Annotated in this window: 11 protein-coding genes and 1 riboswitch; of the genes, 1 reads left to right on the top strand and 10 read right to left on the bottom strand. The window is 41.0% G+C overall.

Going from position 1 to position 13,139, the window contains the following annotated elements; genetic code table 11:
- Positions 1–80 precede the first annotated feature (80 nt).
- Positions 81–1,352, bottom strand: coding sequence for an ISL3 family transposase (locus AYR53_RS03105; protein WP_068279055.1), 1,272 nt, complete (start codon positions 1,350–1,352; stop codon positions 81–83).
- A gap of 403 nt (positions 1,353–1,755) precedes the next feature.
- Between AYR53_RS03105 and AYR53_RS03100 the strand changes: the two genes are divergently transcribed.
- Complete coding sequence (locus AYR53_RS03100; RefSeq protein WP_068225905.1) at positions 1,756–2,520, top strand: gamma-glutamyl-gamma-aminobutyrate hydrolase family protein; 765 nt, start codon at positions 1,756–1,758, stop codon at positions 2,518–2,520.
- 82 nt (positions 2,521–2,602) lie between these two features.
- Here the strand turns inward: AYR53_RS03100 and cytX are convergent, their stop codons facing one another.
- The 9 genes from cytX to AYR53_RS03055 form a co-directional block, all read right to left on the bottom strand.
- Positions 2,603–3,778: a putative hydroxymethylpyrimidine transporter CytX gene (gene cytX / locus AYR53_RS03095; protein WP_068225906.1), complete on the bottom strand. Its 1,176-nt coding sequence runs from the start codon at positions 3,776–3,778 to the stop codon at positions 2,603–2,605.
- Entirely contained in the window at positions 3,765–4,430 is a 666-nt protein-coding gene (gene thiE / locus AYR53_RS03090) for a thiamine phosphate synthase (RefSeq protein WP_068225907.1), read from the bottom strand. The genes cytX and thiE overlap by 14 nt, the downstream gene beginning before the upstream one ends.
- Positions 4,417–5,241 carry a bifunctional hydroxymethylpyrimidine kinase/phosphomethylpyrimidine kinase gene (thiD, locus tag AYR53_RS03085; RefSeq protein ID WP_068225908.1) on the bottom strand — a complete coding sequence of 275 codons (825 nt, stop codon included), beginning with the start codon at positions 5,239–5,241 and terminating at the stop codon, positions 4,417–4,419. Before thiD ends, thiE begins: the two co-directional genes overlap by 14 nt.
- Positions 5,242–5,257: 16 nt before the next feature.
- Positions 5,258–6,064, bottom strand: a complete 807-nt coding sequence (thiM, locus tag AYR53_RS03080; RefSeq protein WP_068225909.1) for a hydroxyethylthiazole kinase — start codon at positions 6,062–6,064, stop codon at positions 5,258–5,260.
- 75 nt (positions 6,065–6,139) lie between these two features.
- A riboswitch (TPP riboswitch) is annotated at positions 6,140–6,244 on the bottom strand.
- 41 nt (positions 6,245–6,285) lie between these two features.
- Positions 6,286–7,578, bottom strand: a complete 1,293-nt coding sequence (locus AYR53_RS03075) for an adenylosuccinate synthase (RefSeq protein WP_068225910.1) — start codon at positions 7,576–7,578, stop codon at positions 6,286–6,288.
- Positions 7,579–8,093: 515 nt separating this feature from the next.
- The gene (locus AYR53_RS03070) at positions 8,094–8,477 is read right to left on the bottom strand and encodes a hypothetical protein (RefSeq protein WP_068225911.1); all 384 of its coding nucleotides are present in this window, start codon (positions 8,475–8,477) and stop codon (positions 8,094–8,096) included.
- 249 nt (positions 8,478–8,726) lie between these two features.
- A complete protein-coding gene (gene dnaB, locus AYR53_RS03065; protein WP_068225912.1) occupies positions 8,727–10,136 on the bottom strand; it encodes a replicative DNA helicase in 1,410 nt (469 codons plus the stop codon).
- A gap of 266 nt (positions 10,137–10,402) precedes the next feature.
- The gene (gene rplI / locus AYR53_RS03060) at positions 10,403–10,855 is read right to left on the bottom strand and encodes a 50S ribosomal protein L9 (RefSeq protein WP_068225913.1); all 453 of its coding nucleotides are present in this window, start codon (positions 10,853–10,855) and stop codon (positions 10,403–10,405) included.
- 48 nt (positions 10,856–10,903) lie between these two features.
- Positions 10,904–12,937: a DHH family phosphoesterase gene (locus AYR53_RS03055; RefSeq protein WP_068225914.1), complete on the bottom strand. Its 2,034-nt coding sequence runs from the start codon at positions 12,935–12,937 to the stop codon at positions 10,904–10,906.
- Positions 12,938–13,139 lie beyond the last annotated feature (202 nt).

Here is a 13,139-nt window from a genome sequence, read left to right as displayed (position 1 = left end):
AAGACAGACGTTAAGAGCGTCTGTCTTTTTTTGTGGCTCTTCGTCAACTGTTGTTGGTGAATCCATATTTCGAGTTCTAATCACTTCGTGATTAGGGCTCTTTTTGTTTTGATTTTGAAAACGTATAGTACTCGAGTTCTAAACCTCCAGAAGCTGCGATAGCCAAAACTGGCTCGTTTGATCGCCTTGATTTTATTATTAGAACCTTCCAAAGGACCATTTGAATAGTGTGTGGTAAAGGTGTTACGAATCTCATCATGATGGCTTTCAAGTGTTTTAATCGTGTTCTTCATTTCTTCAGAATACGTTTTGTTATTCCAAAATGCCGCATTGTAGTTATGCCAATCTTGATGTTGGACAGCTGACCGGACGCTGTTTAAGACTTGATAAGTTTGTTCTAGTTCTGAATCCAACGATAACAGCTGATGGACAACATCGGTGGCAGCCATCCAGTAAGGAAAATTAGTCCACTTTTTGAATTGTTCAAAGTTAAGCTGTTCAGTTGGTACTAACAACAGCTTCCAGTAGCGCTTAAGGGCGTGAAATTCGCGAGAAGACGGGGTAAACTTCTTCATCACCTTGATTCTGGTTTTGTTAAACGCCCGATTTAGGGCGTTGATAATATGAAACTTGTCCATGACCACCATGGCATTGGGGAACACGGTCTGCACAAGCTTGGGGTAGGTATAATTCATATCAGTCACAATAATTTTGACGTTTTCTCGGGCAGCTTGATCGAAGCGGTAAAAATACTTCTCTAGTTTATTGATGGTTCGATAAGGGAGTAAGTCGATTAATTCATGGGTTTCGCCATTCATGAACTCAAAGCTCATGGCACCAGTAGCGCTCTTGGTACTCTTCACCTCATCCATTAAGATGATCTCTGGTAAATAGTGCCAATTGGTTTGAAAGTCTCGTTCAGCGCGCATTAACTGGCGGCCCACAAATGAATCTGATGCCGATACTTCATTGGCAATGTGCTTCAAAGAGACCGGTTCACCGAGCTTCTCTAGGCATTCTTTGCGGCTGGTGTTTGAAATTGTACAGTGTTTCGGAACTGCCAATGTTTGTGCAAGAAAGTTGCCGTGACATTCTTTACAGTGGAAATAGCGGCGCTTTAAGGCTAAGATGACGGTGTTGCTCAGAACCTTCGAGAATCTGATAGTGGTATTGCGCCAGCCGTAGTTAATAATCTTTTGATCATTGATAATCCCGCACTTGGGACAAGCCTTCGGCGTGTAATCCAAGTGGCCAGTTAAGCGAATAACCCCGTCTTCTCCAGTTTCACCGTCAGTAATTTTTAGGTTCTCGTCAGCTATTCCTAATAATAATTTTGTAGTATCATGACACATAGGGCATTTCCTTCTTTCTGAAAAATCTTCGTGGTGGTTGACTTGGATGAACGGACAGGAAATGTCCGCTTTTTTATTCTAGCCATAAATAAAAAATCTGTCATCAGTAATAGATGAAAATCTATTACCAACAACAGATATTGTAGAACCTTATTTGTTTTCTGTAACTCCCAACAGTGCCCCCATTATAGCACACCCATAGCTAACAACTAGACCCTTTAAATCTGGTAACGGCATAACGTTAAATAAAGTGACTGCCACACATCGATCTGCTTCGCTAGAATTATTCGTAACTTTTGACATGAAATTTTAATCTAGAAAATACACATAATGGCTTGCTTTTATTAAGTAATGGGCTTATCATTCTTGCAATTATTAAATTTAAATGAGAGGGGCTCGATTCATGCGTCCACGCATCGCAATGCCTGCAGATACATTAACTGAAGCAACCAATATTATTAATGAGCGTAACGCCGATTTTACACCGCGAATGGCCGTTAACGCTGTTTTAAAATCAGGTGGCTTACCCGTTATTCTACCAAATAGTGCGCCGGAAAATGTCGCCGATTACTTAGATTCTTTTGATGGTGTTTTATTTCTTGGTGGTTTCGACGTTGATCCAACTTTTTATAACGAGGAACCTGATATGAATCTTGGCCAAACCTATATTCCTCGAGATGAATTTGAAATTGAACTTGTAAAACAAGCCGTCGCCGCTGGAAAAAGTATTTTTGGTATTTGTCGGGGCATGCAAGTCATTAACGTAGCCTTGGGTGGGACACTTTATCAAGACCTTTCTGAAGATCCCACTGCTAAGTTAAAGCACGCGCAAACGGCACCCGGTAATTTACCAACGCACCACGTAACCGTAGAAAAAAATAGTCGCTTGTACAAAATCATGGGTGAACGTCCGTACGTCAATTCACGTCACCACGAGGCGGTCAAGCTTGTCGCTCCTAGCTTAAACGTAGTTGCTCGTAGTGACGATCAAGTAGTTGAAGCAGTTGAGTCAAAAGTCAATAATCAGATTTTGGCTGTTCAGTGGCACCCAGAAAACATGTACAAACACGCAGTTGCCATGCAAGATCTATTCCGTGATTTTATTCAACGTAGTGGCGCTGCTGCTCTGGCCAAAACTGCAGCACCACAATTAAAAGTTGTTAAATAATTTTGAAAAATAAAAATAGCCCACAATAGGATGTTAATTGGTAAGGATGTTGATACCAATTTCACGTTATTGTGGGTCATTTTTATTTAGATCGATTTATAAAATACCCAGTTATCCAAACAATACTTCCCAAAAGAAGAAGTTCGCTGGTTGTTGTGCCGAGGATAAAGTTAAATTGCTGTAGCCAATAATAACCGACCACGCCAACTAGCCAAAAAATAAAGTTTAGTTTAATCTTTAATGGTCGCTTCAATAAGAAGTAATTAACGAATACTATTGTATACAATGGTGCGAAAATCGAGCCGATTAAATATAAAAATTGCTGGTACAAACTGAGTGGTACCACCAAAGCGATGATTAAACCAATCAACACAACGCCACTGGCCAACCACTTCAAATTTAGCTTTTTCCAAATATTGTGAACATTAACTGCGGCCGAATGGGCATCTAAGAATGTCGTTGTGACGGTTGAAAAAATAATAATAAATAACGCCAAAATACCTAGACCAGAACTAACTAAAATTGTAGTAATATCCGTTTTACCCGTTCGAACGGCGGCCAGTAGTCCAATTGAAAACATAAAAAGACTACCGATAAAATAACCGGCCGTGCTGGCCCAAGATACCTTTATTGGTTCTTCAGTTTGACTAGTGTAATCCGCGATCAGTGGCAACCAGGATAACGCCATCGTAACTCCCAATTCAACGGCGGCACCAAAAGTTATTGAATTTCCCGTTAACACTGAGGCATGCTGTGGTATTCGTAAAACAAGCCATAACATAATTAAAGAACCAACGAAAAGTAAAGCTACGACTAGATTATTAATCCGAAAAAGCCAATCGTTATTAATTAATAACCAAAAAATAAGTAAGGCCGCCATGATTAGGCCCATGAATAGTGCACTTTTAAAATTAAATAAACGGCCGGAAACACCATTAAGCGCACTAATGGCGTTAGCAATCATAACCGCCGTCCAACCAATTAATTGAAGTGCATTAAGAAGTGAGAACAGTTGCACGCCTAAATGACCAAAGGCAAAATGAGTTGACGCAATTGCGGTACGTCGTTGGCGCCCGCCCATTATCGCTGCAGGTAACAAGAAAACAAAGCAACCTAGGATATGCCCAACTAGAATTGCCAGAAATCCCTTGGCCAATCCAAGTGGTGCAATTAAGGTCCCAGTTATAATTTCCGCAATTGAAATGGCAGCACCAAGCCATAATAAGAATTGCCCACTAATCCGACTATTTTCTTTCATTTTTAGAAACCTGAGGGTAGAGATGCCGCATTGCCGCAATAATTTTAGCGCGTTGTGGACTGTGCGTTATCAGTGAAATAACCGCCAACCCATCAACTCCAGTTGCAGCCGTTGCGGCCATTGTATTACTATCAATCCCACCAATCGCAACACTTGGTAATTTATTAAAACTAAGTGCTCGTTTTAATCCCACAATTCCAATTTCTGGTTCAGCATCAGCCTTTGACGTTGTGGAAAAAATGGGGCCAATTCCGAGATAATCGATACCAACAATACTTTGAGCGCGCTTAACTTGCCCCAGTGTATTACAAGAAAGTCCAACAATTAACTTTCCCCGCACCCGCTGAATTACTTGTTGAATGGTCTCATCCTTTTGCCCAACATGAATACCATCAGCCTTTACTGCAAGCGCTAGATCAACGTCGTCATCCACAATAAAGGGAACCTTATAGTTAGCACACAAATCGCGGGCCTGTTGCGCCAAAGCCAATTTAGCAGTAGCAGAGGTTAAACTATTACTTCCTTTTTCTCGGTATTGAAAAGTCGTAATTCCTGCACTTAAGGCCGCTTCAAGTACACCTAACAAGGTTTCACCAGCTGGAATATCCTGGCTACCGGCAACAAAATAGACGGCTAAATCAGTCTTTTGCATCCGTTTGTACCACCTTTCTAAAGGCCCAGTGATTTGTTGGACCGTGACCATGACCAACGTCAATCCCGTCAGCAATGGCCGCCTGAATAAAGGCCTTAGCCAGACGAATAGCCGCCTCAACACTCTTTCCTTTAGCCAATTCGGCCGTAATGCACGATGCAAATGTGTCCCCAGTACCATGTGTATTCTTCGTTGCAATTCGTGGGGTACTTAACCAAAATGAGCGGCCATTCTCCAGTAAAACAAAATCACTGGAAGTTTGGCTATTAGCGCCATGACCACCTTTTACAACCACGTTTTTAGCACCTAATTGTTGTAAAGTGTGGCCAGCAGCCTGCATGTCGGCTTCCGATTCAATCTTTCCACCAGTTAGTGCTTCTGTTTCTGGTAAATTAGGGGTTACAACTGTTGCTAGTGGAATTAATTCATCTCTAACTGTCGCAATCGCGTCATCACTTAGTAAATGAGCGCCACCCTTTGCCACCATGACTGGATCCAACGTGTAAGGGCCAAAATCATAGCGTTGTAAATTCTGGGCAACAGCGTGAACGTGGGCCGCATCAGCCAACATCCCTGTTTTACAAGCCCGAATATTGAGGTCATCCGCTAATGATTTGAATTGCTCGTTAATCAATTTAATGGAAACTGGCTCAAAATCCTGTACACCTAACGTATTTTGGGCCGTTACGGCAACGATAATTGTTGCGGAAAAAACGTGGCGTTCCTGCATTGTTTTGACATCAGCATTAACACCTGCCCCACCACCAGAATCGATTCCGGCAATGGTTGCTGCCTGTGGGTATGAATTCATTGATAAAACCTCCAAATTATTTTAATTCTTGGTACCGAGCAACTTTCTCAATTTCCGCAACGGTAACAGTATGTAATCGATCAATCAGGGCAGTCCGGAAACTATTTGGTAATTCCGCGGTTAATGACTGGGCCGCCAACTCACCCGTTGTGGCGTAAATTTGGCAGGCGGCGGTAACCGCTGAAAAGTCATCAACTGTCTCCGTGGTTAGAGCTAAGAAAGCGGCACAAATACTCGATAATAAATCGCCAGAGCCGGTCATCAAGGGGAAAAGAGCGCTACCGTTTTCAATTAAAGTTAGTCGCTGGCCGTCAGTTACAATATCAGTTGGTCCGGTGATAACAACAACACAATCATAGCGTTGGGCAACTTGCTTGGCCACTTTTTGTAAATCAGCTTCTCCGTGGCCTGCATCTACTCCCTTGGCCTGCCAGGCAACATCCACCAGCGCCGTAATTTCACCTGCGTTACCACGAATCAAGTTAACTGGAAAGGCAGCCAATATTTCCCGGGCAATTTTTTTACGGAAAGCAATAGCACCAACCGCCACTGGATCCAAAACAACTGGCTTATTAGCCAATTGTGCGTAATAACCCACACTATGCATTTGGCCAATTTGTTGTTGCGTCAGCGTTCCTAAATTTAGCGTAATACCATCAGCGGCCGTCACCATCTCTTGGGCCTCGGCCGGTTCTAAAGACATCATCGGTGCCGCACCGATTGCAATCAAACCATTAGCAACATCATTAACGGTTACAAAATTGGCAATTGTAAAAACCAATGGATTTCGCTGCCGTAATTGTTCCAGTAAAGCTAATTTCATTTCAAAAACCTCCAGTAATAATTAACCAAAATAAAAAGCCACCGCTTACTTGCATAAAGTAGGCGCTGACTTGAATTGCTAGCTTCGTCACTTTCCCTACGCAAGTATAAACTTACAGGTTCAAAGGGTCCGTGCCTAAACCACGTCTCAGTTCTTTTCAGAACACCCCTAGTGAATTTATTTAATTGTAACCGTTATAATTGTAACTTGTCAAAAATACTTTAAGCTTCTTGCCAAATGTTGTTTAAAACGTTAGTCTGATCACGATCAGGACCAACAGAGAAGGTTGCGATGTTAACGCCAACCAGCTCTTGAACTCGTTCCACGTAATGGCGGGCAGCCGCTGGTAATTCGGCCAACGTTTTAACACCGGTAATGTCCTCGTCCCAACCGGGCATTTCTTCATAAACTGGCTTACATTTGGCCAATTGCTTTAAACTAGCGGGATAATGATAAATTATTTTACCATCAAGTTCGTAAGCCGTACAAAGCTTAACCGTCTTAAGTCCAGTTAAGACATCAACACAGTTTAAACTAAGATCAGTCAGGCCAGAAACGCGCTTAGCGTGGCGCATGACAACAGAGTCAAACCAACCAATTCTCCGCGGCCGCTTTGTCACAGTTCCGTATTCATGCCCTGCCTCGCGAATAAAGTCGCCAATCTCATCATGTAATTCAGTTGGGAATGGTCCATCACCAACCCGGGAAGTATAGGCCTTACAAACACCAACGGCGCGATTAATCCGCGTTGGCCCAACACCACTACCGACAGTTACCCCACCGGCAACTGGATTTGATGAAGTCACAAAAGGATACGTTCCTTGGTCAATATCTAGCATGACACCCTGGGCGCCTTCAAAAAGAACTTTTTTACCATCATCTAAAGCGTCGTTTAAAACAACTGACGTATCAGTGACGAATTTTTTAAGTCGTTGACCATACGTGTAGAATGGTTCAAAAATATCAGCAAATGCTAATGCTTTTCCACCATAAATTTCTGTAAACTCACGATTCTTAGCTTCTAAATTTGCGGTAAGTTTTTCCTTAAAGACTTCCTTATCGAGCAAATCGACCATCCGAATTCCGACCCGAGCCGCCTTATCCATATAAGCCGGACCAATGCCGCGATTCGTAGTGCCAATCTTTTGATCGCCCTTACTAGCTTCTTGCAAGCGATCTAGTTCGATATGGTAGGGTAAAATTACATGGGCGCGGTCGGAAATCCGTAGATTATCCGCCGTTACCCCGTTCTCAGCTAAGTAGTCCAATTCTGCTACCAAAGACTCTGGATTAACGACAACACCGTTACCGATAACCGAAATTTTGTCTGGGTAGAGAATACCGGATGGAATTAAGCGTAACTTCAAGATTTTGCCTTGCGCGTGAATTGTATGTCCCGCGTTGTCGCCACCTTGCGAACGTGCAATGACGTCTGCAGCCTCGCCTAAGAAATCGGTAATTTTCCCTTTTCCTTCATCGCCCCATTGGGATCCTACTACAACAACTGATGCCATATAAACACCTCAATTATTTATTTTTCGTGTCTAAATTACCAACACAACAGCTGTCATTGTAGCAGTAAATGACCAGCTTAGCAACAAAAAGACGAATGAAATTCCGTACATTGCGGATTATCAATATTAAAAACGAACAAAATAATAATATTATTAATAATATGCTTAAAATACGAACATTATTGTTGTGGGTGCTATTGGAACTAAATTAGCTTTTTATCAGTCCGTTATTTATTAATGCGGTGTAACCCGTCATATTTTGAGTGTTGCCGTTTGAAAATAATCTTAAGGTTCTACGTAAAATTATCACGGTCACGCTATGCCGTTTGTACCACACTTTTAGCCATTTTAATAACGCCGCATTCAGTGACATTCATCTACTAGCCCAACACCTTATACCTAAAGGATGACATTCTCAGCCATCAAAGGATGAATAATTTTTAAGCGCGATTATATTAAAATCAAATTTTATTCTATTCCGCGGCCTAAGCGCGCTACAGTTTGCGCTTAAGTCTCTAGACCCCAAATAAGTCGCCGTTAATTATTAAGGTTTCGTCATCGGTCACTTTAAAGACGTGTACTTCATCAGCTAAACGGCCACCCTCAATTAAATCAGTCGCCGTTTCTACTAATTCATGATATTCATCTAATTCATCACCAAAGCGTAAACTGTCCTCGTCATTAAAAAAACTTGGCGGGATTTTAAGGTAAGCACGTACTTGTTCCTCAATGTCTAGCGTTGTTAAATCTTCAACATCTTCATTGTTTTTAGCATCCGTAATTTGAATAAAGGCCGCGTGAGCAAGCGGAAAGTACTGATTCTCAACTAAAATTGATTCAAAATAACGATCCCGTGAAGTTGTCGCGGTCCGCAAAACATCATAAACGTTCATTGACATTATGAATTTCCTCCTTTTCATCATTATAAAGGCCCATTTTAGAAAATAAAAATCTGCCGCTTAGGTATTTACCTAGTGGCAGATTAATTTTAGAACCGATTAGTATTAAATGGCCAAATAGTAGCCACGCGTAAAATAATTCGTTGGCTGAATTGGTCACTGATTTGGGTTACGTTTAAAGATTACTTTTACTAGTCATTTTTCTGACCAATTTAGTTTGAACGTGTTTACCAAAGTAAGTTGCTGTGCTTAATTTTCTGGCACGTATGCGATTGATGAAAACTTATTGTACTGTTTGACAAAGAGCAGCTTAACTGTACCGCGGGCGCCGCTTCGGTTCTTTTCGATAATAACTTCTACTTCGCCGACTTCTTGATCTTCTTCCCGAGTACCGCCAGCAGCGCTAGATTGGGCAAATTGGCTATCATCATTACTATCCTCATCAGGCTCATCCCGATAATAATCATCCCGGTAAAGAAAGGCAACAATATCCGCATCCTGTTCAATTGATCCTGATTCACGAATATCCGATAAAACTGGTCGCTTATCTTGTCGCTGTTCCACACTACGCGATAATTGCGATAAGGCAATAACTGGAACGTGTAATTCCTTAGCCAATTTTTTTAATTGTCGTGAAATTCCTGAAACTTCTTGTTGCCGACTTTCGTGATTACTACCTTCAATTAATTGCAGATAATCAATAACAATTAAGCCTAGATTACCCTTTTCTTTGGCAAGACGGCGACATTTAGCCCGAATTTCTGACATTTTATTTCCTGGCGTATCGTCAATATAAATTGAGGCCTTAGACAGACTGCCCATGGCAATAATTAAATTCTGCCACTCTTCTTCGGATAACTGTCCCGTTCGTAAATGGCTAGCATCAATACTACCTTCAGCGCACAACATTCGGTTAACTAAAGACTCTGCACTCATTTCTAAGCTAAAAATAGCTACCGTCTTATCCGTCTTAGTCCCAACATTTTGGGCAATATTTAACGCAAAGGCCGTCTTACCAACGGCCGGCCGCGCAGCAATAATGACTAGCTCATCTTCTTGTAAACCGGCTGTCATTTTATCTAAATCGCGGTAACCAGTAGGTAGCCCCGTGATATCATCATTATTTTGGTATAACTGATCAATTTGCTCAATTGCTGAATTTAAAACGTCTGAAATTGGCTTAAATCCAGAAGAATTACGCTGCTCAGAAACATTTAGAATTCCCTGCTCGGCCTCGTCCAAAATGGTCGAGACACCTTCTTCTTGGGAATAACTACTAGTTACAATTGTTGTGGCGGCCTTAATCAAACGACGTAAAATTGCCTTTTCCTGGACTATTTTAGCATAATAAGCCACGTTAGCAGCAGTTGGCACAGCAACTGCTAAGTCACCTAGATAGCTCATGCCACCAATATCCTCTAATTGATTTTGGCTTGCTAAACGATCCTTCAAAGTCACAACATCAATAGCTTCTGAAGCGTCATTTAAATCAACCATTGCTTGAAAAATAAGCTGATGGGCACGTCGGTAAAAATCAGCTGGTTCAACAAACTCCATTGCTTCAACTAACGCCTCAGGATTTAAGAACACCGCACCAAGAACGGCCTGCTCAGCCTCAATATTCTGCGGTGGTGTTTGGTCAATTAATTCATTGTTCATCTTAAAACTCCCTTAAATACAAACGCGACGACAATGCCATCATTATACGTGTTGGATTGATCCATGGCAATAACCCAAAAATGCAGAATGAAGAGTTAAAGTAGCGCACCTCCTCATTCCGCATTTTTATTTTGGGCGTGTTTTAACCTAATTTTACCGGCATTTCACGACTGAATTATTTAGACATATCTAAAAAGGCACTGTCACTTAACCCACTAACGCCATTTAGCAACGATCAAAATCCATACTTCACATCGTCAATTGGACTACTGTTCAACCACGTGAACCCGAATTTTAGCCGTAACGTCATCGAATAATTTCACGGTCACATTTCGATAACCTAGTGCCCGAATTGGCTCTGGTAACTCGATTTTGCGCTTATCAACTTTAATTCCAAACTGTTTGTCCAAAGCCTGAGCAATTTGCTTGCTAGGAACAGAACCGAAGAGCCGGCTATCTTCACCAGCCTTAGATTTAATTTCAACAACTGTTTTATCGTCTTCAATTTTTTCTTTTACTTGTTTAGCCACTGCTAATTCTTCAGCAGCACGTTTTTCTTCAGCCTTTTGTTGGCCTTTTAATTGGCTCATTGCTTTTTTTGTTGCAAGCATTGCCTTATTATTTTTAATCAAAAAGTTTTGTGCGTAGCCATCAGGAACATTTTTAACCTCGCCGCGTTTACCCTTACCACGAACATCTTCTAGGAAAATAACTTTCATGATTAAACAACCTCTCTTTATTCGGATTAAATTTATTAATTTTAATACTTACTTACTTTTTTCGGCAGCATCTTCGGCAGGCTTTTCCACCTCATTAACAACGTCAATTAATTGTTGCTTGGCCTCATCAATACTGACTCCCGTTAACTGGGTAGCGGCGTTAGATAAATGACCACCGCCACCCATTTTCTCCATAATAACTTGAACATTGACTTCACCCAAGCTACGGGCCGAAATACCAATTTCTTTACCATCAGGCCGCTTAGTTATGACGTATGATGCGTTAATTCCAGATAATGATAACAAAGTATCTGCCGCCTGTGCCGCAACAACTGGATCATAAGTTTTATTTTCTTCACCAGCACATAAAGCCACATTGGGTTTTATATATTTGATTGTCTCAATTAGGTGGTTTTTCTGAATATAATTATTAACGTTTTCCTTCAAAATACGTTGAACCATCACGGCATCGGCGCCAACCGAGCGTAAGTAACTGGCGGCATCAAACGTTCGGGTTCCTGTTCTTAACGAGAAGGATTTTGTATCCACCGTAATGCCGGCCAACATTGCCGTTGCTTCGATCTTACTAATTGCCTCAGTATCCTTAGGTTGGTACTCAAACATCTCAGTGATTAACTCACACGTTGATGATGCGTAAGGCTCAATGTAAACCAACATTGGATTCTCGGGGAATTCCTCACCACGACGATGATGGTCGATAATAAGTGTCCGGTCATGCAACTTTTCGTATAAGGCCGGACTAGTTGTAAGTGAAGGCTTAGAATGATCGACCATAATTAATAAACTATGTTCAGACACTAAATCTGTCGTTTGCTCAGGTGTAACAATGAAAGGCTCAATTTCTGGATAGCGCTTAATTTCATCTAACAATCGTTGAACATCACTGTGTAAATTATCTTGATTCACAACCACGTAACATTTTTTGCCATTCATTGCCGCAATACGTCGAATACCAAGACAAGCGCCTAATGAATCCATATCCGGTTTGAAATGACCCATAACAAAAACTTGATCGGCCTGACCCATAACTTCTTGTAAGGCCTGGCTAATCATTCGTGCCCGGACACGCGTTCGTTTCTCCATTGGATTAGTCTTACCACCATAAAATCGTGCAGGATCATCTTCGGATTTAACCACAACCTGGTCACCACCACGACCCAGAGCCAAATCAAGGTTACTTTGCGAAAGAGTAGCCAATTTGGCTAGATCAGTATCATTATAGGCAATTCCTAAAGATAAGGTCAACGGATAATTTTGTTTAGAGGTTCGCTCACGAATTCGATCCAAAATCTTAAAATTATCCGCTTCAATCGCCTGTAATGCCTTGGCGTATAAAATAACGAAGAAATGATCATCATCCACCCGCTTTAAAAACATACCGTATTTCCGTGCCCAGTTACTTAACTCATTGGTAACATAATTATTCAGGTTAGAAATATCTTTATCAGTCATTGTTTGGGTAATTTCATCGTAATTATCTAAGAAAATTTGACCAATGGCTAACTGTTCATCATTATAGCGGTCTTCAATCTTAGCGTAACGCGTGATATCTAATAAATAGACAACGTGAATACTTTTTTGGATGATAATTTCAAATTGGTTATCGCCCCAGCGAACATTGCGCGGCTCGTCAAAGGATTCATTTTCACTGATTAACGTGGCCAATTCAGGATCAATTGTCGCAATTTTTTTGCCTAATACTTCTTGTTTACCCAGATATTGCTGTAAATACGGATTAGTCCACTCAATTTCAGCATCTTCGTTATAAAGCAAAATTCCAATTGGCATTTGAATCAATGCTTCTTGTTCGCCACGTTTAATTCGGTAAGAAAGATCTGAAATATAGCGATTCGTTTTTTTCGTAACTGTGTCGATTGCATAAAAAGTTGTGCCTACTAATGCAACAAAAAGCACAAATAAAAAGAGTCCTAAAATAAAATTAATGAAGAACGCCAGAATAATTCCAACACTTGCTAATATAATCAGACTTGCTGATACCAAACGCAGCCGATTATTCTGCAAGAACACTGGCAGTAGGTTCTGCGAAAATAATTTTTTCATACTAACTCCTCTATCACTTAACCATTCAGAGCCGTACCAGAAAAATCCAACTAACTATTTGACCATTCAAATATGGTCAGTTAGGCTTCTAGTATAGCTTCTCCCCGTTTATTCATTCCATTATTAACTCACTCAACAATCCAAAATGGAAAGTACTTCTTTTATTTTAGCACAAACTAGGAAAAGACTCATTTTAAGTCGA

This window comes from Loigolactobacillus backii (assembly GCF_001663675.1).
GTDB lineage: Bacteria > Bacillota > Bacilli > Lactobacillales > Lactobacillaceae > Loigolactobacillus > Loigolactobacillus backii.
Note: the sequence above shows the minus strand (reverse complement) of the source record. Positions and strands in the feature narration are given on the sequence as shown.

Excerpts from the sequence above, each read along its gene's own strand:
- cytX (WP_068225906.1), bottom strand. The coding sequence starts at position 3,778 with ATGAAAGAAAATAGTCGGATTAGTGGGCAATTCTTATTATGGCTTGGT.
- AYR53_RS03075 (WP_068225910.1), bottom strand. The coding sequence starts at position 7,578 with ATGGCATCAGTTGTTGTAGTAGGATCCCAATGGGGCGATGAAGGAAAA.
- AYR53_RS03055 (WP_068225914.1), bottom strand. The coding sequence starts at position 12,937 with ATGAAAAAATTATTTTCGCAGAACCTACTGCCAGTGTTCTTGCAGAAT.
- rplI (WP_068225913.1), bottom strand. The coding sequence starts at position 10,855 with ATGAAAGTTATTTTCCTAGAAGATGTTCGTGGTAAGGGTAAACGCGGC.
- AYR53_RS03070 (WP_068225911.1), bottom strand. The coding sequence starts at position 8,477 with ATGTCAATGAACGTTTATGATGTTTTGCGGACCGCGACAACTTCACGG.
- thiE (WP_068225907.1), bottom strand. The coding sequence starts at position 4,430 with ATGCAAAAGACTGATTTAGCCGTCTATTTTGTTGCCGGTAGCCAGGAT.
- AYR53_RS03100 (WP_068225905.1), top strand. The coding sequence starts at position 1,756 with ATGCGTCCACGCATCGCAATGCCTGCAGATACATTAACTGAAGCAACC.
- dnaB (WP_068225912.1), bottom strand. The coding sequence starts at position 10,136 with ATGAACAATGAATTAATTGACCAAACACCACCGCAGAATATTGAGGCT.
- thiM (WP_068225909.1), bottom strand. The coding sequence starts at position 6,064 with ATGAAATTAGCTTTACTGGAACAATTACGGCAGCGAAATCCATTGGTT.
- thiD (WP_068225908.1), bottom strand. The coding sequence starts at position 5,241 with ATGAATTCATACCCACAGGCAGCAACCATTGCCGGAATCGATTCTGGT.
- AYR53_RS03105 (WP_068279055.1), bottom strand. The coding sequence starts at position 1,352 with ATGTGTCATGATACTACAAAATTATTATTAGGAATAGCTGACGAGAAC.